The sequence below is a fragment of the Streptomyces sp. NPDC005878 genome (genome assembly GCF_040629815.1).
Taxonomy (GTDB): Bacteria; Actinomycetota; Actinomycetes; order Streptomycetales; family Streptomycetaceae; genus Streptomyces.
On sequence record NZ_JBEXWK010000010.1, the window covers coordinates 58,563 to 84,263 of the forward strand.

At 73.1% G+C, this 25,701-nt stretch carries 22 protein-coding genes, 3 tRNA genes and 1 other RNA gene; 14 read left to right on the forward strand and 12 right to left on the reverse strand.

Going from position 1 to position 25,701, the window contains the following annotated elements:
* Nucleotides 1-35 precede the first annotated feature (35 nt).
* From ABZ404_RS17525 to ABZ404_RS17535, 3 genes are all read left to right on the forward strand, one after another.
* The gene (locus ABZ404_RS17525; RefSeq protein ID WP_358835779.1) at nt 36-1,217 is read left to right on the forward strand and encodes a histidine kinase; all 1,182 of its coding nucleotides are present in this window, start codon (nt 36-38) and stop codon (nt 1,215-1,217) included.
* Nucleotides 1,214-1,849, forward strand: a complete 636-nt coding sequence (locus tag ABZ404_RS17530) for a response regulator transcription factor (RefSeq protein ID WP_358835778.1) — start codon at nt 1,214-1,216, stop codon at nt 1,847-1,849. The genes ABZ404_RS17525 and ABZ404_RS17530 overlap by 4 nt, the downstream gene beginning before the upstream one ends.
* A 22-nt stretch (nt 1,850-1,871) precedes the next feature.
* Nucleotides 1,872-1,944: transfer RNA gene (locus tag ABZ404_RS17535), tRNA-Gly, on the forward strand.
* Between the two features lie 52 nt (nt 1,945-1,996).
* Here the strand turns inward: ABZ404_RS17535 and ABZ404_RS17540 are convergent.
* The 6 genes from ABZ404_RS17540 to ffs form a co-directional block, all read right to left on the reverse strand.
* Nucleotides 1,997-2,908, reverse strand: a complete 912-nt coding sequence (locus ABZ404_RS17540; protein WP_358835777.1) for a phosphoribosylaminoimidazolesuccinocarboxamide synthase — start codon at nt 2,906-2,908, stop codon at nt 1,997-1,999.
* A gap of 111 nt (nt 2,909-3,019) precedes the next feature.
* Nucleotides 3,020-4,483, reverse strand: coding sequence for a N,N-dimethylformamidase beta subunit family domain-containing protein (locus ABZ404_RS17545; protein WP_358835776.1), 1,464 nt, complete (start codon nt 4,481-4,483; stop codon nt 3,020-3,022).
* Nucleotides 4,484-5,162: 679 nt separating this feature from the next.
* Nucleotides 5,163-6,857, reverse strand: coding sequence for a hypothetical protein (locus tag ABZ404_RS17550; protein ID WP_358990529.1), 1,695 nt, complete (start codon nt 6,855-6,857; stop codon nt 5,163-5,165).
* Between the two features lie 356 nt (nt 6,858-7,213).
* The gene (purD, locus tag ABZ404_RS17555) at nt 7,214-8,470 is read right to left on the reverse strand and encodes a phosphoribosylamine--glycine ligase (protein ID WP_358836143.1); all 1,257 of its coding nucleotides are present in this window, start codon (nt 8,468-8,470) and stop codon (nt 7,214-7,216) included.
* Between the two features lie 61 nt (nt 8,471-8,531).
* Nucleotides 8,532-10,841 (reverse strand): DNA polymerase III subunit gamma and tau, encoded by a 2,310-nt coding sequence (locus ABZ404_RS17560; RefSeq protein ID WP_358836144.1) that lies wholly within the window; start codon nt 10,839-10,841, stop codon nt 8,532-8,534.
* Nucleotides 10,842-11,087: 246 nt separating this feature from the next.
* An RNA gene (gene ffs, locus ABZ404_RS17565) (signal recognition particle sRNA small type) lies at nt 11,088-11,182 on the reverse strand.
* A 72-nt stretch (nt 11,183-11,254) separates the two neighbouring features.
* Between ffs and ABZ404_RS17570 the strand changes: the two genes are divergently transcribed.
* Together ABZ404_RS17570 and ABZ404_RS17575 are read left to right on the forward strand one after the other, a co-directional pair.
* Nucleotides 11,255-11,342, forward strand: a tRNA-Ser gene (locus tag ABZ404_RS17570).
* A gap of 273 nt (nt 11,343-11,615) precedes the next feature.
* A complete protein-coding gene (locus ABZ404_RS17575; RefSeq protein ID WP_358836145.1) occupies nt 11,616-13,004 on the forward strand; it encodes a hypothetical protein in 1,389 nt (462 codons plus the stop codon).
* Between the two features lie 126 nt (nt 13,005-13,130).
* Here the strand turns inward: ABZ404_RS17575 and sigJ are convergent, their stop codons facing one another.
* From sigJ to ABZ404_RS17600, 5 genes are all read right to left on the reverse strand, one after another.
* Nucleotides 13,131-14,018 carry an RNA polymerase sigma factor SigJ gene (gene sigJ, locus ABZ404_RS17580; protein ID WP_358836149.1) on the reverse strand — a complete coding sequence of 296 codons (888 nt, stop codon included), beginning with the start codon at nt 14,016-14,018 and terminating at the stop codon, nt 13,131-13,133.
* A 23-nt stretch (nt 14,019-14,041) separates the two neighbouring features.
* Nucleotides 14,042-14,818 (reverse strand): NAD(P)H-binding protein, encoded by a 777-nt coding sequence (locus ABZ404_RS17585; protein WP_358836146.1) that lies wholly within the window; start codon nt 14,816-14,818, stop codon nt 14,042-14,044.
* A gap of 74 nt (nt 14,819-14,892) precedes the next feature.
* Nucleotides 14,893-15,816, reverse strand: a complete 924-nt coding sequence (locus tag ABZ404_RS17590; RefSeq protein ID WP_358836147.1) for a cation diffusion facilitator family transporter — start codon at nt 15,814-15,816, stop codon at nt 14,893-14,895.
* 13 nt (nt 15,817-15,829) lie between these two features.
* Entirely contained in the window at nt 15,830-18,061 is a 2,232-nt protein-coding gene (locus ABZ404_RS17595) for a germacradienol/geosmin synthase (RefSeq protein ID WP_358836148.1), read from the reverse strand.
* Between the two features lie 620 nt (nt 18,062-18,681).
* Complete coding sequence (locus ABZ404_RS17600) at nt 18,682-20,280, reverse strand: helicase HerA-like domain-containing protein (RefSeq protein ID WP_358836660.1); 1,599 nt, start codon at nt 20,278-20,280, stop codon at nt 18,682-18,684.
* Between the two features lie 96 nt (nt 20,281-20,376).
* Here ABZ404_RS17600 and ABZ404_RS17605 point away from each other — a divergent pair, with 96 nt between their 5' ends.
* Both ABZ404_RS17605 and ABZ404_RS17610 read left to right on the forward strand, forming a co-directional pair.
* The gene (locus ABZ404_RS17605) at nt 20,377-20,673 is read left to right on the forward strand and encodes a type II toxin-antitoxin system VapB family antitoxin (RefSeq protein ID WP_053725882.1); all 297 of its coding nucleotides are present in this window, start codon (nt 20,377-20,379) and stop codon (nt 20,671-20,673) included.
* Nucleotides 20,674-20,820: 147 nt separating this feature from the next.
* Nucleotides 20,821-21,468 (forward strand): LytR C-terminal domain-containing protein, encoded by a 648-nt coding sequence (locus ABZ404_RS17610; protein WP_358836659.1) that lies wholly within the window; start codon nt 20,821-20,823, stop codon nt 21,466-21,468.
* Between the two features lie 116 nt (nt 21,469-21,584).
* On the opposite strand, the gene upp is transcribed toward ABZ404_RS17610, so the two are convergent.
* Nucleotides 21,585-22,220: a uracil phosphoribosyltransferase gene (gene upp, locus ABZ404_RS17615; protein WP_358836658.1), complete on the reverse strand. Its 636-nt coding sequence runs from the start codon at nt 22,218-22,220 to the stop codon at nt 21,585-21,587.
* Between the two features lie 110 nt (nt 22,221-22,330).
* Between upp and ABZ404_RS17620 the strand changes: the two genes are divergently transcribed.
* From ABZ404_RS17620 to ABZ404_RS17650, 7 genes are all read left to right on the forward strand, one after another.
* Nucleotides 22,331-22,525, forward strand: coding sequence for a hypothetical protein (locus ABZ404_RS17620; protein WP_358836657.1), 195 nt, complete (start codon nt 22,331-22,333; stop codon nt 22,523-22,525).
* A gap of 122 nt (nt 22,526-22,647) precedes the next feature.
* Nucleotides 22,648-23,217, forward strand: coding sequence for a hypothetical protein (locus tag ABZ404_RS17625; RefSeq protein WP_358836656.1), 570 nt, complete (start codon nt 22,648-22,650; stop codon nt 23,215-23,217).
* Nucleotides 23,218-23,261: 44 nt separating this feature from the next.
* The gene (gene tadA / locus ABZ404_RS17630; protein WP_358836661.1) at nt 23,262-23,690 is read left to right on the forward strand and encodes a tRNA adenosine(34) deaminase TadA; all 429 of its coding nucleotides are present in this window, start codon (nt 23,262-23,264) and stop codon (nt 23,688-23,690) included.
* A 124-nt stretch (nt 23,691-23,814) separates the two neighbouring features.
* Nucleotides 23,815-23,899, forward strand: a tRNA-Ser gene (locus ABZ404_RS17635).
* A gap of 175 nt (nt 23,900-24,074) precedes the next feature.
* On the forward strand, nt 24,075-24,236 hold the full coding sequence (locus ABZ404_RS17640) for a hypothetical protein (RefSeq protein ID WP_358836655.1): 162 nt from the start codon (nt 24,075-24,077) through the stop codon (nt 24,234-24,236).
* Nucleotides 24,237-24,300: 64 nt separating this feature from the next.
* Nucleotides 24,301-24,594, forward strand: coding sequence for a Dabb family protein (locus ABZ404_RS17645; protein WP_358836654.1), 294 nt, complete (start codon nt 24,301-24,303; stop codon nt 24,592-24,594).
* Nucleotides 24,595-24,830: 236 nt separating this feature from the next.
* Nucleotides 24,831-25,682 carry an RNA polymerase sigma factor SigF gene (locus ABZ404_RS17650; protein ID WP_358836653.1) on the forward strand — a complete coding sequence of 284 codons (852 nt, stop codon included), beginning with the start codon at nt 24,831-24,833 and terminating at the stop codon, nt 25,680-25,682.
* Nucleotides 25,683-25,701 lie beyond the last annotated feature (19 nt).

Sequence of the window (25,701 nt, forward strand, 5' to 3'; positions counted from 1 at the left end):
GACGGCGCTGGCAGGAGCGCAGCAGGATCCAGAAGATGGACCTGTACACGCGCAACACCATGAAGGCGATGCTCTGGTTCTTCCTGCTGACCTGGGGCGCCCTTCCCCTGCTCGCGGCCGGTCCGCGCGGTGCGCTGAACACGGCGCTCGGCGCGGCGCTGCTCGCCGTGAACGTCATCCAGTGCGTGGTGGGCACCCGCCGGATCGACCCGGCCTACGACGACTACCTGGGTCACAGCGCCTTCGCCCGCCGGCTGCTTGCCGCCCCGGCGGTCCTGCTCGGCGCCGGCACCGCACTGCTCACGGCGGTCGCCGCCACGGACGCGGACAGCGTCTTCCCGCTGCTCCTGGCCGATGTGCCGATCGCGCTGATGATCCCGTACGCCCTACTCGTGCCGGTCCGCACCTTCCTGCTGCACTGCCTGGGCTACGCGGTCCTGGTCGCCGCCTCCTTCGCGGCCGCCGGGGCGCGGGGCGTGGACCTGCTCGCGCCGCTGCCGACGGTGGTGATCGCGGGCGCCCTGATGCTGGTCACGGTCCGGCCCGGCGCCTGGGGGCTGCGCAACATGTGGCAGGCCGAGGAGGCCAGGGACGTCCAGGCGCGTCTCGCCGTCGCCGAGGAACGGCTGCGCTTCGGGCGGGACATGCACGACGTGCTCGGCCGCAACCTCGCGGTGATCGCCCTCAAGAGCGAGCTGGCCGTGCAGCTGGCCGAGCGCGGCCGGCCGGAGGCGGTGGCCCAGATGATCGAGGTCCAGCGCATCGCGCGCGAGTCGCAGCGAGAGGTACGGGAAGTGGTGCGCGGATACCGCGAGGCGGACCTGGGCGTCGAACTCGACGGCGCCCGGGGCGTGCTGGAGGCGGCCGGGATCGACTGCACGGTCACCGGCACGACCACCGGGCTGCCTCCCGGGGTGCAGTCGGCGCTCGGCTGGGTGGTGCGCGAGGCCACCACCAACGTGCTGCGGCACGGCAACGCGCGCGGCTGCGCCATCCGCCTCGCGGCCGAAGGACCCGCCGTCACCCTGGTCGTGGAGAACGACGGCGTGTCCGGCCTCGCCCCCACCGCCCCCGGCTCGGGCCTGGCGGGACTGCGCGAACGGCTCGCCCCGATGGGCGGCACGCTGGAGGCGGCCCGCTCGGGGACCCGCTTCCTGCTGACCGCGACCGTGCCACTGTGCGGCGCGGCGGATCCGGCCGAGGAGCTGACCGTATGACGACGGCCGAGGGGCGGGCGGTGGAGCCTGTCCGGATCCTGCTCGCCGACGACGAGCATCTGATCCGGGGCGCGCTCGCCGCGCTGCTCGGTCTGGAGGACGACCTCACCGTGGTCGCCGAGGCCGCCTCCGGGCCGGAGGCGCTGGCGATGGCCCGGGCCCACCGGCCCGATGTGGCCGTCCTCGACCTCCAGATGCCGGGGGCGGACGGTGTGAGTGTCGCCACATCCCTGCGGGCCGAACTGCCCGGCTGCCGCACCATGATCGTGACGAGCCACGGGCGGCCCGGCCACCTCAAGCGGGCGCTCGCGGCCGGGGTGCGCGGCTTCGTACCGAAGACGGTGAGCGCCCGCGGACTGGCGGAGATCATCAGGTCCGTGCACGCCGGAAACCGCTATGTGGACCCGGAGTTGGCGGCCGACGCGATCTCCGCCGGGGACTCCCCGCTCACCGCCCGCGAGGCCGAGGTCCTGGAGTTCGCGGCCGACGGGGCGCCCGTCGCGGAGATCGCGGAGCGGGCCGGGCTCTCCCAGGGAACCGTCCGGAACTACCTCTCCTCGGCCGCCTCGAAGCTCGGTGCGGAGAACCGTCACACGGCGGTGCGGCTCGCGCGCCGCCGCGGTTGGGTATAGTTAGCTGCGCGCTACGGCGCATGCGGACGTGGCTCAGTTGGTAGAGCATCACCTTGCCAAGGTGAGGGTCGCGAGTTCGAATCTCGTCGTCCGCTCAGTGAGAAGAAGCCCCCGGTCTGGTGGCCGGGGGCTTCTTCGTGCGCGCGGTCAGCTCCAGCTGGTGCCGGTCAGCTGCTCGTACGCCTCCAGGTACTTGGCCCGGGTGGCGTCCACGACCTCCTGCGGCAGCGGGGGCGGCGGCTGCTCGCCGTGGCGGTCCCAGCCGGAGGCGGCGGAGGTCAGCCAGTCGCGCACGAACTGCTTGTCGTACGAGGGCTGCGCGCGGCCCGGCTCCCAGGTCTCCGCCGGCCAGAACCGCGAGGAGTCGGGCGTGAGGACCTCGTCGGCCAGGACGAGCCGGTCCTCGCCGTCGACGGTCTCGAAGCCGAACTCGAACTTGGTGTCGGCCAGCACGATCCCGCGCTCCCGGGCGATGTCACGGGCCCGGCCGTAGACGGCGAGCGTCGTCTGGCGCAGCAGCGCGGCGGTCTCCGCGCCGACCTGGCGGGCGACCTCCTCGTAGCTGACGTTCTCGTCGTGGTCGCCGACGGCCGCCTTGGTGGCGGGCGTGAAGATCGGCGCGGGCAGCTCCGAGCCGTTGCTGAGCCCCTCGGGCAGGGCGAGCCCGCAGACCGTACGGGACTCGTCGTACTCCACGAGGCCGGAGCCGGTGAGGTAGCCGCGCGCCACGCACTCCACCGGGACCATCCGCAGCGACTTGCAGATCAGGGTGCGCCCGGCCCAGTCGGCGGGGGCGCCGTCGGGGAGGTCGGTGGAGAGCACGTGGTGCGGGACGAGGTCGGCCAGCCGGTCGAACCACCACAGCGAGAGCTGGGTGAGCACCCGGCCCTTGTCGGGGATCTCGGTCGGCAGCACCCAGTCGTACGCGGACATCCGGTCGCTGGCGACCATCACCAGGTCGCCGGCCTCGTTCCGGTAGAGGTCGCGGACCTTGCCCGTGTGGAGGTGGGTGAGGCCCGGGACCTGAATCGGCTCGGGCTTTTCTACAAATCCGGACACGGTTCCTCCGCGTAGATTGATCCAGGAGCGCTTCCGATTCTCTCGCACGCGACGAGTACCCGGCGACGGGGGTTCGTCCCGTCGCCGGTCCCGCCAGTCCCGCTGGTCCTGTTAGTCGCGTTTGCAGATCCGGTCGAGGAGATTGGCGGTGGCGCGCTGGATGCGGGGGTCGGTGTGGCCGGGCCGGTCGAGCGCCGGGGACCAGGCGAAGGTGCCGGAGGCGAAGACCAGCGCGCCGGAGGGGGCCCGGTAGAGCGAGGTCTCCTGGTGCCGGACGGCGCCCTCGCTGTCGCGGTACGGCGAGTGGGCGAGCAGGATGCGGTCCTGGTGCTCGGGGAGCGCGGTGCGCGGGTAGTAGCGGTCGGCCTCGCCCGCCACGAGCCCGTCGATCTCGTCGCCCTCGCCCGCGCCGGTGGCCTCCCAGAGCCAGTGCTTGGCGTTCCGCACGACCAGGGGGGACGGCTCGGGCACCCGTCCCGCGTACTGGATCCCGAGCAACTGCTGCTCGGCCCGGGCCACTTCGCGCCACAGCGCCGGCTTGCCGGGCCCGCGCCGCTTGCGGCAGGTCAGCAGCCGGTCGGGGACCCCGGAGGGCGAGGGGGCGAGGTCGACCTGCCAGTAGAGCGTGTTGGCGGAGAGGAACACCAGGGAGGTGCCGTGCTCACGGGCGAGCTCGACCGTGCGGCGCATGGGGGCCGACCAGTACTCGTCGTGGCCGGGGAAGACCAGGCCCCGGTAGCGGGTGGGGTCGACGCGTCCGGCGTGCAGATCGCGGGTGTCGGCGTAGGCGAGGTCGTATCCGTACCGCTCGGCCCAACGGATGAAGTCGTACGCGTGCCCCACGTGCAGTGGCAGGCCCGCGCCCGCGTAGGGCCGGTCGAAGGAGACGGTGACGGCCGCGTCCTCCTCTCCGAGGAGGCGCCCCTCGCCGTCCCACGCGTGGTAGAGCGAGGCGCCGGTGCGGCCGTCCTCCGGGAAGAGGTTGTAGGCCTGCCAGGTGATGTCGGGGAGCAGGAGCAGCAGATCGGCCGGGTGGTTGTCGCGCACGGTGAACGGGATGTGCGACCGGTACCCGTCGAGGGTGGTGAGCACGGCCACGTACGCGCCGAGCGCGGCGGACGAGGGGACCTGGTAGCGCCAGGAGAGCCACCAGTGGTGGCAGGAGACGGTCCGGTTGGCGGTGAGCGGCGCGGGCTGCACGATCCCGGCGAGCCGGGGGCTGGTCGCGACGTGGGCGGCGCCGTCACCCCCGTAGTGCCCGATGCGGTAGATGTCGACCGAGAACTGCTGCGGCGGGTCGACGGTGATGTGGAAGTCGATCGCCTCGCCGGGCGCGACGGCTCCCGTGGAGGCGAACCCCTTGATCTGCTTGCGTACGTCGTCGGCGGTACGGGGTCCGGACGCCCGCCCCAGACCGAGCCGGGCGGGCTCGACGTACCAGGGCACGACGTGCCCGGTGTCGTCGAAGTAGTGCTCCCCACCGCGCAGCCAGGGCAACGGCCCCTGTCCGAAGGGATCAGAGACCGCGTGCGCGAGCGCCCCCGACTCCCACCGCCGGATCTGCTCCGCCCCCATACCCCTTCCCTCCTTCACTCCCCCGCCTCCTTGACTCCACCGGTCAGCGGCCGGTCTCCAGCACATCACATAACGCACGCACTCCGTCACTGTTCGTCGCGAATTGACGGGATGTGGAGGTCGGGGTTCCGGATACGGCGGTCCTGGCGGGCGCCGGGCCCCGGGGATTGCGGGGCGGGGCCGTGGAGGGGCTGCGGCCCGCAGACCCCGCCCCGGGGCCGGGGCGCAGTCCCGGGGCGGGGTGCAGCCCCGGGGCGGGGTGCAGGGGGCGCCGCCCCCGTGAGGGGTGCGGGGCGGAGCCCGGTGCAGCGTGCAGGGGGCGGCCAGCCCGGTGCACGGGGGTTGCGGCGAAGTCCCGTAAGGGGACTGGGCCCGCAGCCCCCGGCCGGGGCCGAGGGCGCAGCCCCGAGGCGGGGTGCAGGGGGCGCAGCCCCCGCGCAGGGGCCCGGGCGGAGCCCCGTAAGCGAGCCCGGGCCCGGAGCCCCCAGCCGGGGCCGGGGGCGCAGCCCCCGAGGCGGGGTGCAGGGGGCGCAGCCGCCGCGAGGGGTGCGGGGCGGAGCCCCGGAGCAGGGGTGCAGGGGGCGCAGCCCCCGCTTGGGGGGGCCGGGGGCGTAGCCCCCGGGGGCCACCCTTGCCCCCGGAGGGTTTGGGGAAGGGGCGGGGAGGGGCCAAACCCCCCTCACACCAGCCGCACCGGCTTCTCCGCCCGAACCCCCACCCCCACCAACCACCGCCGCAACGGCTCCACATCCCCCTCCTCCAGCAGCGCCAGCACCCGCGCCCCCAGATCCCCCTTCCGCTCCCCGTCCACCAGCAGCGCGGGCCCGTCCAGCCAGTCCAGCCCGGGCGCCGCCCCGGCCGTGTCGACCGCCGCGCAGCACACCATCGCGGTGACGTGGTCGGCCAGCAGATCCCGTCCCGTACGCGGCGGCTGGAGCGGGAAGAGCGGGACGCAGTCGCCCCATAGATCGGCCGACGGCACCAACGGGCCTGCCGCCGCCGCCTCCACGGCGACCTCGGCCTCGATCCCGGCCGCCAGCGCCGCCCCGTCCTGCCCGGCGCCCGTCAGATGCTCCAGCACCCGCGCCAGCGTCGGCGCGGCGGGCGCGGCGGGCTCCGCGCCCGGTGCCGTACCCATCCCGTCCAGCACCCGGTGCAGCCGCGCCGCCTCCGCGCGCCACTTCCGGTCGACGACTTCCTCCGGGTAGTGCTGCCACTCCACCGGCGACCAGTCGGGCCCGGGCTCGGCCGGACCGCCGTGGAAGAGCCGGGCCGCCAGCAGCGAGGCCGCCTCGTCGGCCACCCCCGGCTCCTCCAGGAGATCGCACGCGGGCCGCTCCCCGAGTCGGGACGCGAACCCCTCCGCCAGCCGGTCCCGCCGCGACAGCTCGGTCAGCGCCGAGACCACCCCGGCGTCCAGCCGGGACGGCCAGCGCCCCATCCGCCAGGCCGGGACTGCCACCCGGGTGAGCAGCCGGTCCCAGCCCGCGTAGGCGAGCCCGACCTGCTCCTGGGCGACGATTCGCAGTCCGTAGTCCACGTCCTGGGCCCGCTCGGAGGCCGCCGCGGCGACCCCCCGCTCCATCTCGGCGGCGTGCGTCCGGCAGCCGCGCAGCAGCAGCCGGGCGACGGGCCCGACGAAGCAGAGCACCAGCCGCGCCCCCCGCCGCGCGCCGGGCCCGCTGGTCACGGCGACCGCCGCGTCCAGACCCCGGACGAAACGGCGGGCGGAGGCTATGTCGGGCTGCGCGGACGGTCCGGTGCCGGCGACCACGGGCGCCAGGATGGCCCGCAGCTCCCCGACCCGCATCCACCACAGGAACGGAGAGCCGATGACGAGGACGGGCGCGGCGTCGGTGCGGCGCCGCATCCCGGGTATGCCCCGCAGGGCACCCCGGATCCCGCGGGCGCCCGGCCCGCGCGCACCGGCGCCGCCGCGCCCGCCCCGTACGGAATGGGCCGGATGTGTGCGGTCCTCCAGCCAGCTGTCGCAGTCCGGGGTCAGCGCTATGGCCGAGGGCGCGGGCACGTCGAGCCGGTCGGCGAGGTCCCGCACCAGCCGGTACAGATCCGGCGCCGAGGACTCGGCCAGCTCGACCGTCGGGGAGAGGGCGGGCCTCGCCCGGACGATCACGGCCGTGACCGCGGCGGCGGCCAGCAGCACCACGGCCGCCGCGCCCGTCACCGCCCAGCGGGCCGTGTCCCAGCCGCGTCCGTCGATCCGGCCCTGCACGTCCGCGACGAGCAGGACCACGGCGACGGCGGCCGGCAGCAGAGCCAGGGCCAGCGCCCTGCTGCGTACCCGCAGCACGGCCAGCGCCCGCGAGCGCGCGGACCGCGCGCCCGCCTCATCACCCATCCCGGAACCGGACACGGCCGGACGTCACCCCCTCTGCCCTGCGTCGGCGTTGCTCACTCCCCCACTGTGGCACCCCCCACCGACATCGCAATGCCGGTGACCCAAGTGCCGGACCGCTCCCGCCGCACCCTAGTTGCGCCCCCGCCACCCGTCATCCGGATGGCCCACCCGTCACTCGATGGAATGGCTTTGGGGTGGGGTTGGGGTCGGGAACGAGCCTCGGGAAGGGGGTGGGCAAGGTCGGCAGGGCCGGCCATGGGGCCGGGGTTCGGGGGGCGGCGGGTCGCCGGCGCCGTCCACCGATGAAAAGGCCCGGGGCGCGGCCCCGGCGGGGTACCGCGCCCCGGGCCGGGGCCGGGGTGGCGGGCGCGTCACGCCTGCGCGTCGGCCGCCTTCCGGGCGATGTCCGTACGGTGCTGCGAGCCGTCCATCCGGATGCGTCCGAGCGCCGCGTACGCCCGCTCCCGGGCCTGCGCCAGGTCCGCTCCGGTCGCGGTGACCGAGAGGACCCGTCCGCCCGCGCTCACCACCGCGTCGCCCTCACGCCGCGTCCCCGCGTGCAGGACGTACGCGTGCGGCGCGTCCACCTCCGCGACCTCGTCCAGACCGTCGATCGGGTCGCCGGTCCGGGGCGTACCGGGGTAGTTGTGCGAGGCAACGACGACCGTGACGGCGGCGTCGTCGCGCCAGGCCAGCGGCGGCTGCGCGTCCAGCGTCCCGTTGGCGGAGTGCAGCAGGACGCCCGCGAGCGGCGTCTTCAGCCGGGCGAGGACGACCTGGGTCTCGGGGTCGCCGAAGCGGGCGTTGAACTCGATCACGCGCACCCCGCGCGAGGTGATCGCGAGACCCGCGTACAGCAGACCGGAGAACGGCGTGCCGCGGCGGCGCAGTTCGTCGACGGTCGGCTGGAGCACGCTCGCCATGACCTCGTCGACGAGCTTGGGGTCGGCCCAGGGCAGCGGCGAGTACGCGCCCATGCCGCCGGTGTTGGGGCCCTCGTCGCCGTCGAGCGCGCGCTTGAAGTCCTGCGCGGGCTGGAGCGGCAGCACGGTGACGCCGTCCGTGATGGCGAAGAGCGAGACCTCGGGGCCGTCGAGGAACTCCTCGATGACGACCCGGTCGCAGACCAGCGCGTGCGCCCGCGCGACCTCGACGTCCTCGGTGACGACGACGCCCTTGCCGGCCGCGAGACCGTCGTCCTTGACGACGTACGGCGCGCCGAACGCGTCCAGCGCCTCGTCGATCTCGGCCGGGGTGGTGCACACATAGCTGCGGGCGGTCGGCACACCGGCGGCGGCCATGACGTCCTTGGCGAACGCCTTGGAGCCCTCCAGCAGCGCCGCCTCGCGCGAGGGGCCGAAGCAGGGGACGCCCACCGCCCGTACGGCGTCGGCGACCCCGGCGACCAGCGGCGCCTCCGGGCCGACGACGACCAGGTCGGCGCGGAGCGAGGCCGCGAGGCGGGCGACCGCCTCGCCGTCCAGCTGGTCCACGGGATGGAGCTCGGCGACCTCCGCGATCCCGGCGTTGCCGGGGGCGCAGTGCAGCGCCGTCACGTCGGGGTCGAGGGACAGGGAACGGCACAGGGCGTGCTCGCGGGCGCCGCCGCCGATGACAAGGACCTTCACGGCAGCCAGCCTAGCCGCCGTGGCGGATCCTCCCTCGTACGGGTCGCCGAACCCCGGGCCGCTACTCGTTCGTATATTCCTCCACCACCGTCGCGCCGAGCTCGCGGACGATGAGGTCGTGGCCGGAGAGGGCGTTGTCCACCAGGTCCGGGTCGTCGTCCTCCGGGACGTCGTCCTCCGGGCGCACCGGCGGGGGCTCCTGGGCCATGGGCGCGGAGTGGGAGTCGTGCGGGGCCCGGGACCCCTGCGGTCTCGGGGGCGGGGAGCCCTGCGGCGACTGCTGTACGGGAGCGGGGGCGGCCGGGGCGGGGGCCGTGGGCTGCGGGCGGGAGGGGGCGGGGGCCGCGAAGCCGCCGCCCTGCGTCCCGTAACCACCGGGGTTGCCGCCGCCGCCCGAGCCGCCGAAGTTGCCCGCCGCGGCCGGGGGCTGGGAGCCGCCGGACGGGTCGATGATCGCCTCGACCTTCCACTGCACCCCGAAGCGCTCGCCGAGCACTCCGCGCAGGACTTCCTCGCTGCCGCTGCTGGCGAAGTTGTCCCGGGCCCCGGCGTTGATGAACCCGAGCTGGAGGGTGGTGCCGTCGAATCCGGCGACCTGCGCGTTCTGGCTCAGCAGGATCCAGGTGAAGCGGCGCTTGTTCTTCACGGCCTCCAGGATGTCCGGCCACATGTTGCGTACGTGGACGGCGCTGCCGGGGTTGGCGGCGGGGGTGGGCGCGGGGGCCGGGGCCGATGCCGGGGGCTGCGCGGAGGTGGCGGGGGCGGCGGGGCCCGCGCCGCCGGAACCGGAACCTCCGGCCCCGGGCCAGGCACCGGGACGCTGGCCCCCTCCACCCTGGGCACCTCCACCTTGACCGGTGCCGCCATGGCCGGTGCTGCCCTGTCCGGTACCGCTCTGTCCGCCACCACCGAGGGCGGCCGCACCGGGCCAGGCGCCCGGGGCGGGGGCCTGGGGGGCGGGCGCGGCGGCGGGTGCGGGCTGGGCCTGGACCGGCGGGGCGACGGGGGCGGGCGGCTGGTCCTGGACGGGCGCGGTCTGCGCCGGCGGGGCGGCCGGAGCGGGCGCCTGCGGGGCGCGCGCGGCGGCCCGGGCGGCTTCGGCGCCGCTGCCGGTGCCGGTGCCGGCCTGGACCGTGGGCGGCATCGGCGGATGGGCCCCGGCCCCCGGGACGTACCCGATCGCGGGGCCCGCTCCCGCTCCGGCCTGGAAGTGGGCGCCGCGCTCCAGCCGGTCGAGCCGGGCCTGGAGCGAGCGCTCGTCGTCGTACGCGGCGGGCAGCAGCACGCGCGCGCAGATCAGCTCCAGCTGGAGCCGGGGCGAGGTGGCGCCGCGCATCTCCGTCAGCCCCGTGTTGACGAGGTCGGCGGCGCGGCTGAGCTCGGCGGCGCCGAAGACGGAGGCCTGGGCCTGCATGCGCTCCACGACGTCGGCGGGCGCGTCGATGAGCCCCTTCTCCCCGGCGTCCGGCACGGCGGCCAGGATGACGAGGTCCCGCAGCCGCTCCAGCAGGTCGGCGACGAACCGGCGGGGGTCGTTGCCGCCCTCGATGACCCGGTCCACGACCTCGAAGGCGGCGGCGCCGTCCCCGGAGGCGAACGCGTCCACCACGGAGTCGAGCAGGGAGCCGTCCGTGTAGCCGAGGAGGGCGGTGGCCATGGCGTACGTCACACCGTCCTCGGCGGCGCCGGCGAGGAGCTGGTCCATGACGGACATCGAGTCACGCACGGAGCCGGCCCCGGCGCGCACGACGAGCGGCAGCACACCGTCCTCGACGGGGATGCCCTCCTGCCCGCAGACCTCGCCCAGGTACTCGCGCAGCGTCCCGGGCGGGACGAGCCGGAAGGGGTAGTGGTGGGTCCGCGACCGGATCGTCCCGATGACCTTCTCGGGCTCGGTGGTGGCGAAGATGAACTTCAGGTGCTCCGGCGGCTCCTCGACGACCTTCAGCAGGGCGTTGAACCCCGCCGAGGTGACCATGTGGGCCTCGTCGATGATGTAGATCTTGTACCGGCTGCTCGCGGGCCCGAAGAAGGCCTTCTCGCGCAGCTCACGGGCGTCGTCCACGCCACCGTGGGAGGCGGCGTCGATCTCGATGACGTCGATGGAGCCGGGGCCGTTGCGCGCGAGGTCCCGGCAGGACTGGCACTCGCCGCACGGAGTGGGCGTGGGCCCCTGCTCACAGTTCAGACAGCGGGCCAGGATCCGGGCGCTGGTCGTCTTTCCACAGCCGCGCGGCCCGCTGAACAGGTACGCGTGATTGACCCGGTTGTTCCGCAGCGCCTGCTGCAGCGGGTCGGTGACATGCTCCTGCCCGATGACCTCGGCGAAGGACTCCGGGCGGTAGCGGCGGTACAGCGCAAGGGACGACACACCTACGAGGTTATCGGGGCGGACTGACAACCCGCCCCGCGAAGCCGCCCCGGCCGCCCCGCGAAGCCGCCCGGCCGGTCCGGGGGGGCAACCCTGGCCTGTCCGGGAGCCACCCTGGCCGATCCGGGAGCCACCTCGGTCAGTGCCGCGAAGCCGCCCTCACCGGTCGCCCGGCCGCCGTCCCGCCCTGCGGGGGACGGCACTCCAGGGTTTCCTCCGCCGGATCCCGCCCCTGCCCCCGCACACGCAAGCGCCCCTCACGCACCCGCCAGAGCCGACCTACCCTTGCTGCCTTCCGGCCCTGGGGGAGTTCAGTCAGATAGCGCCACGTGAGGGGCTCCGCACAGGGTACCCGATCCCTGACCGGGGGACGAGTTCGCGAGCACCCCTCAGCGTCTTGTATTGTTTGCGGCGGAGGATTCGCCTAGTGGCCTAGGGCGCACGCTTGGAAAGCGTGTTGGGGGCAACCCCTCACGAGTTCGAATCTCGTATCCTCCGCCAGTGCCTCACCGGGCACGATGTCGAAGGGCCCCGCTGCTTGCAGCGGGGCCCTTCTTCGTTGTCCGGCTCACCGGCGACCCGTGAGTGGGACCCCTGACGGGGGCAAGGGCGAGAGTCTGTCGAGGCGCGTGCCATGGCCGCCGCGACCGACGTCCTCCGGGTGACCGCCCCGATCCGCCCTCCACCGGCCCCCTGTCACTCAAAGCTGCAATGACATCGACCGAGTGTTACGCATCGCTGTTATTCAGACAGTCTCAGAGGCATCATTAGGTCATGGACAACGGTGCTGGAGCCCCGTCTCCACCTCCGCCTTCGGCCCTGCCGAAACGGCACAACGCGGTGCTCCGGCTGTTCGACGGCCCTCTGTACCGGGACTGGATGTTCTGGATGGCCGTCGGCTGGGGGCTTTTGGCAGCGGTCTCGATCCCGACCAGCGATCGACCGAGCTCCATCCCGATCTGGCTGAACACCCTCCTTGCCGTGGTCATGTTCCTGATCCTGTTCGGCGTGCTGCCTGCCTGGCTCCGGTTGCTGTTCCGGCGGTGGCGGTGGCGGGTGCGGCAGCAGCACGATCGACGCGGGGATTCCTCACTGCCACCGGCCCGGACTGTGGGGCCACCCACGGCGGAACCCTTCGACGCCGGCAGACCGGCGCCGCCGCCCCTCGGTGACGCCTCGCAACGCTCGCGTCCTTCCAGGCAGTTCTCCCCGTCACGCCCCACCACCCCGCCTGTCGACCTCACACGGCCGGCAAGCCACGAGCGCCCTCCGCCTACGTTCCAAGCCCTGGCGACCGCTCGGGCAACCCTGCCCCACCCCGTCGCCCGCGCTGTACGCACGCTCCAGCGGGCGCATACCCCCAAGGACCAGTACGAGGCAGTCCTAGAAGCCGCCGAGATCCTTGCCATCACCCTGGCAGTCACAGGGGTGTCGCTGCTTCGAGGACAGATCGATGGCCGGGTCCCCGGCGACGACAGCCAACGCGAACGGGCGCGGCAAGGTCTGTGTGAGCTTCAAAAACGCATCGTCCAGGGACATGGCGCAACGTTCGGTACGTGGACGCACTGGCTCACTCATCACCTGGCACCCATCGCCGACACCCAGCCCGACCTCGTTCCGGGCCTGCGGAAGGCCCTTCGTGACGACGGGCAGATCCCGGGGATCCTGACAGACCTAAAAGCCCTGCAGGATGAACGCAACCGCGCATCGCACGGCGACAAACCCCGGAGTCCACAGGAGTCCGCCCTGCGCGTGACCGAATGCGCACCGCGACTTGAAAGGGCCCTGGGCAAGGCCGGCTTCCTCATCGCCACGCCGTGGCTTCTCAGCGTTTCGTGCAGCTATCGGCCCAGTTCACGAACCTTCCACGTAGACATGCAACGCGTGACGGGTGACCACCCCGACTTCGAGAGCCAGTCCTTCACCTGGGCAGAGCCCGTCGCCAATGACACGTTCTACGTCCTGAGTCCGGAGGGGCCGCCCCTGTCCCTGGCCCCCCTCGTAGCCAGCCGCCTGTGTACGCAATGCAGGCAGATGGAGGTCTGTTACGCCTCATCGGTCGACAGGAGGACAGGGACTCCGATATTCAAGAGTTTCGACCGGGGGCATGAGATCGCTGTCCCCGAGCTGGGCGATGAGATCCGCGCGCTGCCCTACTGCTGACGCGTAATGGCCATGACGTTCCCGCCAGGTCATTGGTCGCAGCAGGCGCGCGTCTCCGACAGCGACCGGCCCCACCGCCCGCACCGGTCGGCATCGCACAGGGCCTCCCCCGGCGGCCCCGAGAGGTCACGCCTCCGGTACGTGCAGCAGCTTGTCCGGGTTGCGGATCGCGTCCACGGACGTGATCCGGCCGCCGTCCACCGTGATCGCCACGATCGTGCGGGCCCCGTCCCAGTGGTGGAGGGCGAGGCCGGGCGCGCCGTTGACGTGGGCGAGGCGGAGGCCGTCCGGGGGTACGTGCGCCCGGGTGAGGGCGACGATGCCGCGTGCCACGCTGTCCGCGCCGCGCACGATGCCGTGCAGCGCCGTCACCTTGCCGCCGCCGTCGCCGCGCCAGACCACCTCGGGGTCGAGCAGCGAGACCAGCCGCTCCAGATCCCCCTCCTGGCAGGCCTTGCCGAAGGCGCTGACCAGCTCGCGCTGGCGGGCGTATCCGGCCGGGTGGTGCGGGCGGCTGGCGTCGACGTGGCGCCGGGCCCGGGAGGCCAGCTGGCGTACGGCCGCCGGGGTGCGGCCCACCACGCCCGCGACCTCCTCGAAGGGCAGCCCGAACACGTCGTGCAGCAGGAACGCGGTGCGCTGGGCGGGCGACAGCTCGTCCAGGACGATCATCAGGGCCATCGACACCGACTCGTCGAGCGTCACCCGGTCGGCCGGATCCTGCTCCGCCGGGGCGTGCTCCACCAGCGGCTCGGGCAGCCAGGTGCCGACGTACCGCTCGCGCCGCACGCGGGCGCTCCCCAGCGCGTCCAGGGCGAGCCGGCCCACGGTCGTGGTCAGCCAGGCGCGCAGATCGCGGACGGCGCCCGGGTCCTCCAGGCCCCGCAGCCGCAGCCACGCCTCCTGGACGCAGTCCTCGGCCTCCGCAAGGCACCCCGTCGTCGTGTAGGCGACCCGCAGCAGCCGGGGCCGCTCCCGCTCGAAGGCGCGGGCCAGTCCGTCCTCGCCGGACAGCGGCCCGCGCCCGGCCCCCGCGCTCACCGCGTCCCCGCGACGCTCGCCCAGACCTGCTCGGTCCGCAGCCACTCCCCGAAGGACATGGTGCCGCGCACGTCCGGCCGCTCGATGGTGAGCGCGCCCGCCCGCAGCGCCTGCCCCGTACGGCCGGGCAGCGGCACCGGCATCAGGACGGCCTTGCGGCCGGTGACCGCCCGCCACACCCGGGCCATCTCGCGCACATCGGTGTCCTCCGGGCCGCAGATCTCGATCCGCCCCCGGTGCGGCACCCCCTCGGCCACGTCCGCGACCACCCACGCGGCCTCCATACAGGCGACCGTGCGCAGCCGTGCCCGGGGCACCGGCACCACGCCCCACTTGGCGGCCGACGCCAGCGCCGAGGCGAGCAGCTCGTGGAACTGGGTGGCCCGCACGATCGTCCAGGGCACCCTGCCCTCCCGGACGACCCACTCCTGTTCGGCCTTGACCTGCAAATACCCCATCGGCACCATGTCGCAGCCCACGATCGAGACGCATACGTGGTGCTGTACGCCCACCGCCCGCGCGGCGGCGAGCAGCCGCCGCGTCCCGTCCACCAGCGTGCGGGACGCCCCCTTGGACGACCCGTGCGCGTTGGAGGCGTCCACCACGACGTCGCACCCCGCAAGGGCGTCGATCAGCCCCTCCCCGGTGGTCAGGTCGACCGGGTACTCCCGGGACCTGCGGCTCAGCACCCGTACGCGGTGCCCCCGCGTACGCAGCTCCTCGGCGACGCGGCTTCCCAGCGTCCCCGTCCCTCCCGCAATGGCGATGTCCATGTCCCTAGGACGACGCGCCGGGCCCGGATGTGACAAGGGCGTACCGCTCCCCCGGTCCGATGGCAAGCGTTCCACTAGCTGTGCAGTGCACCGGGCGTCTCGGAGTGCCCCTCGGGCTCCAGCTGGAGGGTCGAATGGGCCACGTCGAAGTGGCCGCCGACGCAGGCCTGGAGGCGGCCGAGCAGGTCGCCGTACCCGTGCGCCAGCGCCTCGTCGGTCACCACGACATGGGCGGTGAGGACCGGCATCCCCGAGGTGACGGTCCAGCCGTGCAGATCGTGGACCGCCAGCACCCCGGGCTCCTCCAGCAGATGCCGGCGCACCTCGGCGAGGTCCACGCCCCCCGGGGCCGCCTCCATCAGGACGTGCAGGGCGTCGCGGAGCAGTCCGTACGCCCTCGGCACGATCAGTACGCCGATCACCAGCGAGGCGACCGGGTCGGCGGCCTGCCACCCCGTCAGCAGGATGACCAGACCGCCGATGATCACCGCGACCGAGCCCAGCGCGTCGCCGAGGACCTCCAGATAGGCGCCGCGCAGGTTCAGGCTCCGGTCCTTGGCGTCCCGCAGCAGCCACAGCCCCACCAGGTTCGCCGCGAGCCCGCCCACCGCGACCGCGAACATCAGCCCGCCCTCGACCTCGACGGGCTCGCTGAACCGTCCGGCCGCCGACCACACCACCCAGCCGAAGACCGCCACGAGCAGCAGGGCGTTCAGGACGGCCGAGAAGATCTCCACCCGGACGAAACCGAAGGTGCGCCGGGGCGTGGGCGCCCGCTGGGCCAGGGTGACCGCGCCGAGCGCCAGCGCGACCCCGACCGCGTCGGTGAGGCTGTGCGCGGCGTCGGCGAGCAGGGCGAGCGAGCCGGAGAGCAGCGCGCCGGCCACCTGGATGAGGGTGATGGACGCGCTGATGCCGATCGTCCACAGCAGCCGGCTGCGGAACGTGCCGCTCAGGGTGCCCGCGGCCCAGGGCACCGGTTCGTGGTCCTGGCCCATACGGCAGAGTCGATCACGCCCCTGACGGCCCCGCCACCGGTGCCGCCGGGTGCCCCGCCACGAGCTGGGCGAACCGCAGCGCGGCCGTGCCGAGGCCGCCGGCGCCGAGCACCGAGGGGACCACGTTCGGCAGCGACCCGCCCCGCAGCGCCTCCTCGCCGTAGCGGCGCGCGCCCCGGTGCCAGTGGAGGATCCCGGCGATCCAGTCCTGCCACTCCCGGATGTAGGCGTCCAGCGCCGCCCGCCCGTCGGCGTCGAGCGCGAACTCCTCGTACAGCAGCGGGACCGCGTGCTCCTTGAGGTGCTGGAACTGGCGCAGCCGGGAGCGCACGAGGTCGTCCACGACACGTACGGCCGCCGGGTAGTCGCAGCCGAAGAAGCGCTGCACGACCAGGAGCAGGTTGTGCAGCTCCCCCTCGTACTCGATCTCCTTCTGGTACGAGAAGAAGTCGTTGATCAGCATCCCGTAGTCCATGACGGCGTTCTCCAGGGCCGTCATCGTGCTCGACCGGAACAGAGCCTCGGGCAGCGCGTCCCCCTGCCGCATCCTGCCCAGGGCGGCGGTGAGGTGGGAGCCGAAGGTGAACCGGCGCATCTCCAGGTAGTCGACCGGGTCGGGGATCCGGTGCTGGTGCTGGTTCAGCAGCTCCCACAGCCAGCTCTCCAGCATCGCCTCCACCGCCTCGCGGAACTCCTGCCGTCCCCGCGGTGACATCGGGTACGCCGTGCGCCGCCAGAGATCGGCGAGCGACCGTTCCATCGGGGTCACCGCGAGCGCCGCCCCGGCGGCCGGGTCCACGGGGTCCATCACCCGCAGCAGGCGCTCGTGCGCCAGGCGCGCTCCGGTGAGGTCGCCCGAACGCCCGTACCGCAGCGGGTAGTAGTCGTCCCCGTACGTCCCCCAGGTCAGCCACTCGGCGTGCAGTTCCAGCTCCTCGGGGGTGGCGTCGGGGTCGAGGCCGGCCGAGCAGAGCGCGAAGTCGTAGCCGAGGAGCTTCTGTTCGTCCCAGATGTCGTCGAGCAGTCCGTGCCGCCCGGCCCAGGCGACGGACCGCTCTCGCGCGTCCTTCCAGTGCGGGCTGAGGGTGAGGGGGAAGGGAACGTCGAAGTCGGGGAGCACGGACGGGCCGACGCGCTGGAACGGCACATGGGTGTGGCTGCGCAGCCGGGCCGCCGCGGGGCGCCCGAAGAGGTTCCGCACGTCCAGCGCGGAGGTGCCGAGGACCCCGGCGACCGCCGGCTCGCGCCCGCGCGCCTCCTCGTTCATGTACCGGCTGGAGCGCATGTGCCACTCGTGGCCGCCGGACTGCCAGTCCTGGAGGCCCTTCACGTACGCGGCGATCCGCGCGCACTCCTCGGGGTCGAGGCCCTTGTCCAGGCAGAGCGCCGGGACCTCGGTGAGCGCGGTGTTCTCGAACTGCTGGAGGCGGGAGGTCAGCAGGTCGTTGACGGTCTCGGCGGCCTCCTGGGTGGTGCACCCGAGGAAGGTCTCCAGGACGAGGACCCCGTTGCTCAGCTCCCCCTCGTCCTCCACCTCCCGCTGGTAGGAGAAGAGGTCGTTGCGCAGGTGGACGCCGTCGGCGAAGGCGTCGGTGAGCACGCGCAGGGGCCGGGAGCCGGCCACGGCGGACGGGATCTCGGCGTTGGCCGCGTACTCGACGATCCCCGCCGACCAGGGGGCGCCGCCGACCTTCCGCCGCATCTCGATGTACTCGACCGGGTTGGCGATCCGCCCCTCGTCGATGTTGACGAGCTCCCACATCGACTCGTCGAGGAGGTTGCGGGTGGACTCGGCGAACCGTTCCCGCCAGCCCTGCGACATGCTCGGCACGGTCCGCGCCCACAGGTCGGCGAGCCCCGCCTCCACCGGGTTGGCGGGCTCCGGGAAGCCGTCCGCGAGATCCATCGGCATGAACGCCGGCAGCCGGTCCAGATACGCCCGCGCCCCCGCGAGGTCCTGGGTCCGTTTGAACTCCTCCAGGAAGTGGTCGTCGAAGAAGAACACCCACACGTACCAGTCGGTGACGAGGGAGAGGGCTTCGGCGTCGCAGTCGGGGTGGGTGTACGAGCAGAGCAGCGCGTAGTCGTGGGCGTCGAGGTCGCGCTGCTCCCAGACGCCGGACCCCTCCAGCATGCCCCTCTCGCGGGCCCACGCGCGGGAGTGGACCCGGGCGGCCTCCAGATGGGGATTGAGCCGGGCCGGGTACGGCATGTAGAAGTCCGGCAGAACGAACGGCTGCGTCACGGGTTCCCCTCCTGATACGACCAGTTGGCCGACTCCAGCAGTACCCGGGGTGGCGGTCGGAAGTCCGGTGGGGCGGGGCCGCGTCATACGAACGTGTGAGTCCCCGCCGAAACCCGAACGGGGTGCGGATTCGGTGCGGGGGGCTGCTCGCGCAGGGCCCGGACTTCGACTGCGGCCCGGTGGACGGTTGCTCACGCAGTGCCCCGCGCCCCCTTTTGGGCCCGGACTTCGACTGCGGGCCGGTGGACAGCCGGTCGCGCAGTTCCCCGCGCCCCTGATCGGCCGGAGGTTCGACTGCGGGCCGGTGGGTGGTTGCTCGCGCAGTTCCCCGCGCCCCTGATCGGCCGGGGGTTCGACTGCGGCCCGGTGGACGGCTGGTCGCGCAGTTCCCCGCGCCCCTTGAGGGGTCGGTGGTCGTCTGGGGGTTGTCTGTGGCTTAGCGCGCAGTTCCCCGCGCCCCTGGGCCGTTAGGGGCGCGGGGAACTGCGCGAGCGGTCCGGGACGGTCCGCAGGGGGACGGCGGGCCCGGGGCGGAGCCCCGCTTCGCCCCGGGGCGGAGCCCCCTGTCGCCCCCGGAGGGTTTCGGGAAGGGGCGGGGTGGGGGCATCCAAACCAGTGGCTCAGCGGCGCCGCCTCCGCGTCCCGAACAGCGATCGCGTGATCTCCCGCCCCAACTGCGACCCCACAGACCGCGCCAGCGACCGGAACACCCCACTCCCCACCACCTGCTCCGCCAACGACTTCTCCCCCTTCCCCCGAGGCACCTCCGCCGTTTCCGGCACCTCCGGCACCCCCGCCGCAGGCGGCACCTCCGCCAGCTTCTCGAACGCCGACTCCCGGTCCACCGCCTCCGCGTACCGCCCGTACAGCGGCGAAGCCCGGACCGCCCGGTCGAGTTCCTCCTCCGGTACCGGCCCCATCAGCGACCCCGGCGCCCGCAGCCGCGTCGCCGCCACCGGCGTCGGCGCGCCCTTCTCGCTCAGGACCGTGACCACCGCCTCGCCCGTACCGAGCCCGGTGAGCACCTCCTCCAAGTCGTACGGCGACTTCGGGAACGTCCGTACCGTCGCCCGCAGCGCCTTCTCGTCGTCCGGGGTGAACGCCCGCAGCGCGTGCTGCACGCGGTTGCCGAGCTGGCCCAGCACATCGGAGGGCACGTCCTTCGGCGTCTGCGTCACGAAGAAGATCCCGACCCCCTTCGAGCGGATCAGCCGCACCGTCTGCGTGATCGACTCCAGGAACGCCTTCGACGCCCCGCTGAACAGCAGATGCGCCTCGTCGAAGAAGAAGACCAGCTTGGGCCGGTCCACGTCCCCCACCTCCGGCAGCCCGTTGAACAGCTCCGCCAGCAGCCACATCAGGAAGGTGGAGAAGAGGTGGGGCTTGTCCTGGACGGCCGGCAGCTCCAGTACGGACACCAGCCCCCGCCCGTCCGGCGCAAGCCGGAGCAGCTCGCTCACGTCGAACTCCGGCTCGCCGAAGAACGCGTTCGCGCCCTGCTGCTCGAAGGCGGTGATCGCCCGCAGGATCACCCCGGCGGTCACCGACGACAGCCCGCCGATCCCCTTCAGCTCCGGCTTGCCCACGTCGGAGACGAGGAAGGCGGTGACCGCCTTGAGGTCCTTCAGGTCGTACAGCTCCAGGCCCTTGGAGTCGGCGTAGTGGAAGATCAGGCCGAGCGACTGCTCCTGGGTCTGGTTGAGCTGGAGCACCTTGGACAGCAGCACCGGTCCGAAGCCGGTGACCGTGGCCCGCACGGGAATGCCGGTGCCGATGCCGCCGAGCGCGTAGAACTCGCAGGGGTAGCCGGCCGCCTCCCACTCCTGGCCCACCTCCGCCGCCCGCTGCCGCACCTTCTCGCCGTCCTGGCCGGGCGCGGAGATCCCGGAGACGTCGCCCTTCACATCGGCGAGGAAGACCGGCACGCCGTTCGCGGAGAGCTGTTCGGCGATGAGCTGGAGCGTCTTGGTCTTGCCGGTGCCGGTGGCCCCGGCGACCAGTCCGTGCCGGTTGAGCACGGCCAGCGGGATACGGACCGGCGCCTCCGGGTGGCAGTGCCCCTCCCAGAGCGCGGCGCCGAGCTCCAGGGCGGGGCCGGTGAAGGCGTACCCGGTGGCGATCGCGGCGACGGGAGGCGGAAGCGCGACGGAGGAGGCGTCGCCGGGGGGCGCGTCGCCGGACGGGGCGGCGGAGGCGGCGGCGTCATCGCTGTCGGTCATGGCGAGCCCCCAATGTCGGGAATGCGGCACTTGCCCAAGGATCGCACTCCCGCACCATGGCTGCGCCCGGAGCCGCTTGCCCGGTAGGCTTTCCGTGTGATCTTCAAGCGCATCGGAAGCGGGCGGCCGTACCCCGACCACGGCCGGGAAAGCACCCGGCAGTGGGCGGACGTCGCGCCGCGCCCGGTCCGGCTCGATCAGCTCGTCACCACGAAGGGTCAGCTCGACCTGGAGACCCTGCTCGCGGAGGACTCCACGTTCTACGGCGACCTCTTCGCGCACGTCGTGAAGTGGCAGGGCGACCTCTATCTGGAGGACGGGCTGCACCGGGCGGTACGGGCGGCGCTCCAGCAGCGCCAGGTGCTGCACGCGCGCGTCCTGGAAATGGACTGACGGGCCCTCTCCGGCCACCCGCCGAGGGCCCGCGCAGACCGTACGGACCGGTCCGTACTGATCCTTTCGGGCTCTTTACCGCTCATACGGGCGCTATCCATTGATCATTTAGTAGGCATCGTCACCGGGCCGCACTACGCTGCGCACATGAGCATGCTCACTCCCCCCGGCATGGGCGGAAAGTACCGCATCACGGGCGACAAGTACCCGCGGATGCGTCGCCCCCGCCGACGCGGCCGGCTTCTGCTCGCGGCCGTCGCCGCCGTCGTGGTCCTCGGGCTGATCGGCTGGGGGACGGTCCAGCTCATCGACGTCTTCGGTGGGTCGGACGGCGCGAAGAAGAAGACGGCCGGCGCGAAGCACGACTGCACGCCGCGTCCATCGCCCTCGTCCTCCCCCTCCGCCGCCCCGGCCGCGGCCGCCGCGCTGCCCAAGCCCGCCCAGATCACGGTGAACGTCTACAACGCGACACCGCGGGGCGGGCTGGCCAAGGACACCGCGGACGAGCTGAAGAAGCGCGGCTTCGCCATCGGCAAGGTGGGCAACGCCCCGGCCGAGTACGACAAGAAGGTCACCGGGAACGGGATACTGCTGGGCGCTCCCGGGGCGACCCGGGGTGCCTTCTCCGTCCTGGGGACGCAGCTGAAGGGCGCGGCCCAGAAGACGGACGCCCGGACGACTCCGGACGTCGACCTCATCCTGGGCTCCACCTTCCAGGCGCTGGACCCGGCCCAGCAGGCGGCGACGGCCCTGTCCGCCCTCGGCAAGCCCCTCCCGGCCCCCACCACCTGTTAGCCCCGCGCGCGGGCAGCGGAAAGCCCCCCGGACCGGTGAACGGTCCGGGGGGCCTGCCGGGGGCGGCGCCCCCGGGAAGAGCCCGGCCGGCCAGTCGGCCGTCCCGTACGTGCCGGCTAGTCGGCCGTCCCGTACATGCGGTCCCCCGCGTCGCCGAGACCCGGCACGATGTACCCGTGCTCGTTGAGCCGCTCGTCCACCGACGCCGTCACCACGGTCACCGGCGTCCCCGCCAGCTCCCGCTCCATGACCTCGACGCCCTCGGGCGCGGCCAGCAGGACGACCGCCGTCACGTCGTCCGCGCCGCGCCGGATGAGCTCCTTGATCGCGGCGACCAGCGTGCCGCCCGTGGCCAGCATCGGGTCCAGGACGTAGACCTGGCGGCCCGAGAGGTCCTCCGGCATGCGCGTCGCGTACGTGGAGGCCTCCAGGGTCTCCTCGTTGCGGATCATGCCGAGGAAGCCCACCTCGGCGGTCGGCAGCAGCCGGACCATGCCGTCCAGCATGCCCAGGCCGGCCCGCAGGATCGGGACGACCAGCGGGCGCGGGTACGAGAGCTTCACGCCCGTCGTCGGGGTCACCGGGGTCTCGATGTCGACCTGCTCGGTGCGCACGTCGCGCGTGGCCTCGTACGCGAGCAGGGTGACCAGCTCGTCGGCGAGGCGCCGGAAGGTCGGCGAGTCGGTGCGCTTGTCGCGCAGGGTGGTGAGCTTGTGGGCGACCAGGGGGTGGTCGACGACGTGGAGACGCATAACCCCACAGTAACCGGGCCGACGGCCCGCCCGCGCCGTGAGCGCTGGCATCAAACCACCCACCCGGGGGAAGGTGGGAGGGACTGACACACCCGGGGCGGTGCCCACTCATGACGGACAAGCAGCACGACAGGGACGAACACGGCGACGCGCGGCCCGAGACCGACGCGGAGCGGCGGCGCCGGCGCGCCCAGTTCCTGCGTGAGCTGCACGAGGCCAAGGCCCTGCGCGACCGCGTCCAGCCCCGCCGCGCCCGCGCGGCCCGTATGCGCCAGGCCATGCGCATGCGAACCTTCCGCTGGTGACCCAGAACCGGACCAGCGCGGCGCCGGGAGAAACGCAACCGCGGAAGAACTCTCGCAACGGCGTTGTTTCTGCAACGATTCCAGGGAAGCCACGGCCGGGGGGACCCCCAACCGGCACGCCTATGACCAGTGGGAGAGTCACGGTGTACTTCGCCGCACTGCTCGCGCGCACCGAAGACGGGTGGGAAGCGAGCGACACGGAGCTCGACGATGTGGAGACCCTCGCCGATCTCGCCGACCTGGCCCGGGAGGCCACGGCCGACGGGGCCGACGACACGGTGCTCGTCTTCATCGAGCAGGAGGATGTCTGGTTCGGCGTCGTTCGGGTGGACGGCGAGGAGGATCCGCGCATCTACGTCTCCAACGCCGCAGCCGCCGCCCGTTCCTCGTACGGGGAGATCCTCCTCACCGACGAACTGCTCGGCCGGGATCCGGCCGCCGACGACAGCGTCGTCGATCTGGACGCGCTGGACCTCGACGGCACGGAGGACGGCGACCTCGACGAACAGGAGGAACCGGACGACGAAGCCGTGGAGGCCCTCGACCCGGTGCCCGCGGGCCCGGTCGGGGACACCGCGATCCTCGCCGACCTCGGCGTGAGCGAGGGCCAGCTGCTCACGCTCGACACGGACGCGCTGGTGGAGATCGCCGACGTGCTCGGAGCGGCCGAGGTGCTGGAGGCCGTGCGCTAGTGGCCGAGGCGCACGATCCCGTACGCGACCCCTGGGCGGAGCCGATGCGGACCGCCCTGGGGGAGGCCGGGCGGGCCGCGCTGGCCGGTGACGTGCCGGTCGGCGCCGTCGTGCTGTCCGCGGCCGGCGAGGTGCTCGCCACCGCCCACAACGAGCGGGAGGTCACCGGCGACCCCACGGGGCACGCGGAGATCGTCGCGCTGCGGCGGGCGGCCGGGAGGACCGGCGAGTGGCGGCTGACCGGGTGCACGCTCGTGGTGACCCTGGAGCCGTGCGTCATGTGCGCGGGCGCGCTGGTGCAGTCCCGGGTGGAACGGGTCGTGTACGGGGCGCGCGACGAGAAGGCGGGCGCGGCCGGGTCCCTGTGGGACCTGGTGCGCGACCGGCGGCTCAACCACCGCCCCGAGGTGATCCAGGGCGTCCTGGAAGAGGAGTGCTCCCGTCAGCTGACGGCGTTCTTCCGGGAGCGCTGAGGGGCCGCCGGCCGGGCGCGGACGGGTCGTCGGCGGGGCCGCGGGAGGCCCGTGACCCACGTCTCACCCCGGCCGCCGCCCACGGATTTCAAACCACGGGCCACCTTGGGCTAAGCTCTCTCTCGGTAGCGTGTCCGAGCGGCCGAAGGAGCTCGCCTCGAAAGCGAGTGTGGCGCAAGTCACCGAGGGTTCAAATCCCTCCGCTACCGCTCTTGGAAGGGCCCCGACGGTGTCGGGGCCCTTCGTGCGTCCCGAGGGTCGTTCCCCCGGGGACGCGTGGTGCTCGTGGGCCGCGCGGGTCCTTGCGAACAAGGTGGGGACGGGGGAACGGGTGTTGGTTAGACTCACGCGAGCGCACAGGGGAGCCGGGGAGGGTGCACGCACGTGGACGTGAAGAAGGTGCTGCTCTACTGCGCGGTCGTCTTCGTGCTGTACACGATCATCACCTCGCCCGTGGAGGCCGCGGGGATGGTCCAGACGGGGTTCGTGGGGATCTCCTCCGCCGCCAAGGGCATCGGCCAGTTCATGACCGAACTGGTCCGCTGAGCCGCACCGCACGGCTCGTACGATCGGCGCGGGCGCTGACACGTACGTACGGCAAGGAGCACACATGATCCGCCATCTGGTCCTCTTCAAGCTCAACGAGGGCGTGGCCCGCGACGAGGCGCGGGTGGCCGCCGGGGTGAAGGCGTTCGAGGAACTGGACGGGCTCGTCCCCGAGCTGAGGTTCTGGGAGTGCGCCTGGAACATCACCGACCGGCCCATCGCGTACGACTTCGCCATCAACTCGGCGGTCGAGGACGCGGACGCGCTGAAGCGCTACATCGAGCACCCGGCCCATCAGGCGGCGGCCGCGCGGTGGCGCGAGTTCGCCACCTGGGTGATCGCCGACTACCCGTTCTGACCGGCCGCGCGACAGGGCCCCGCACCACCGGGTGCGGGGCCCTCCGCATGCCCGGGAACGGGCGCCGGGTGGGGTTTATGCCCAACTTGCCCCCAACACGTGGTTATACGGTGCTTGCACACAGTGGACATGTCTTGTGATGCTATGACCGCTTTTGACGGATGAGTCGACGATGGTTCGACCGAAGTTGACCGCGACCTTGACCACGCAGTGACCTCAAAGGGGTGGCGTTGACCGTGCCGGCCAGTACCGCACCTCAAGTGCCGCCCCAGAACGAGCCCCAGGAGGCCGTCGAGAGCCACCGGGTCCCCGTCCGCACCAGCAGCCGGGGCGCGGACACCCGGGCGCTCACCCAGGTGCTCTTCGGGCAGCTCAAGGGCCTGGAGCCGGGCACGCCGGAGCACCACCGGGTGCGCGGGGCGCTGATCGAGGCGAACCTGCCGCTGGTGCGGTACGCGGCGGCGCGCTTCCGCTCCCGCAACGAGCCGATGGAGGACGTGGTCCAGGTCGGCACGATCGGTCTGATCAACGCCATCGACCGCTTCGACCCCGAGCGCGGGGTGCAGTTCCCGACCTTCGCCATGCCGACGGTGGTCGGCGAGATCAAGCGGTACTTCCGCGACAACGTCCGCACCGTCCACGTCCCGCGCCGCCTCCACGAGCTGTGGGTGCAGGTCAACGGCGCCACCGAGGACCTGACGACGCTGCACGGCCGCTCGCCGACGACCGCCGAGATCGCCGACCGGCTGAAGATCGGCGAGGACGAGGTGCTCGCCTGCATCGAGGCCGGGCGCTCGTACCACGCGACGTCCCTGGAGGCCGCCCAGGAGGGCGACGGACTGCCGGGTCTGCTCGACCGGCTGGGATACGAGGACCCGGCGCTCGCCGGCGTGGAGCACCGGGACCTGGTCCGCCACCTCCTCGTACAGCTGCCCGAACGCGAGCAGCGGATCCTGATGCTGCGCTACTACAGCAATCTGACGCAGTCCCAGATCAGCCAGGAGCTGGGCGTCTCCCAGATGCACGTGTCCAGGCTGCTGGCCAGGAGTTTCGCCCGACTGCGATCCGCAAATCGAATCGAGGCGTAACCGGATCGGGTGATCCACC

Excerpts from the sequence above, each read along its gene's own strand:
- ABZ404_RS17525 (WP_358835779.1), top strand. The coding sequence starts at position 36 with ATGGACCTGTACACGCGCAACACCATGAAGGCGATGCTCTGGTTCTTC.
- ABZ404_RS17530 (WP_358835778.1), top strand. The coding sequence starts at position 1,214 with ATGACGACGGCCGAGGGGCGGGCGGTGGAGCCTGTCCGGATCCTGCTC.
- ABZ404_RS17545 (WP_358835776.1), bottom strand. The coding sequence starts at position 4,483 with ATGGGGGCGGAGCAGATCCGGCGGTGGGAGTCGGGGGCGCTCGCGCAC.
- ABZ404_RS17575 (WP_358836145.1), top strand. The coding sequence starts at position 11,616 with ATGGACAACGGTGCTGGAGCCCCGTCTCCACCTCCGCCTTCGGCCCTG.
- ABZ404_RS17585 (WP_358836146.1), bottom strand. The coding sequence starts at position 14,818 with ATGGACATCGCCATTGCGGGAGGGACGGGGACGCTGGGAAGCCGCGTC.
- ABZ404_RS17590 (WP_358836147.1), bottom strand. The coding sequence starts at position 15,816 with ATGGGCCAGGACCACGAACCGGTGCCCTGGGCCGCGGGCACCCTGAGC.
- ABZ404_RS17600 (WP_358836660.1), bottom strand. The coding sequence starts at position 20,280 with ATGACCGACAGCGATGACGCCGCCGCCTCCGCCGCCCCGTCCGGCGAC.
- ABZ404_RS17610 (WP_358836659.1), top strand. The coding sequence starts at position 20,821 with ATGAGCATGCTCACTCCCCCCGGCATGGGCGGAAAGTACCGCATCACG.
- upp (WP_358836658.1), bottom strand. The coding sequence starts at position 22,220 with ATGCGTCTCCACGTCGTCGACCACCCCCTGGTCGCCCACAAGCTCACC.
- ABZ404_RS17620 (WP_358836657.1), top strand. The coding sequence starts at position 22,331 with ATGACGGACAAGCAGCACGACAGGGACGAACACGGCGACGCGCGGCCC.
- ABZ404_RS17625 (WP_358836656.1), top strand. The coding sequence starts at position 22,648 with ATGACCAGTGGGAGAGTCACGGTGTACTTCGCCGCACTGCTCGCGCGC.
- tadA (WP_358836661.1), top strand. The coding sequence starts at position 23,262 with ATGCGGACCGCCCTGGGGGAGGCCGGGCGGGCCGCGCTGGCCGGTGAC.
- ABZ404_RS17645 (WP_358836654.1), top strand. The coding sequence starts at position 24,301 with ATGATCCGCCATCTGGTCCTCTTCAAGCTCAACGAGGGCGTGGCCCGC.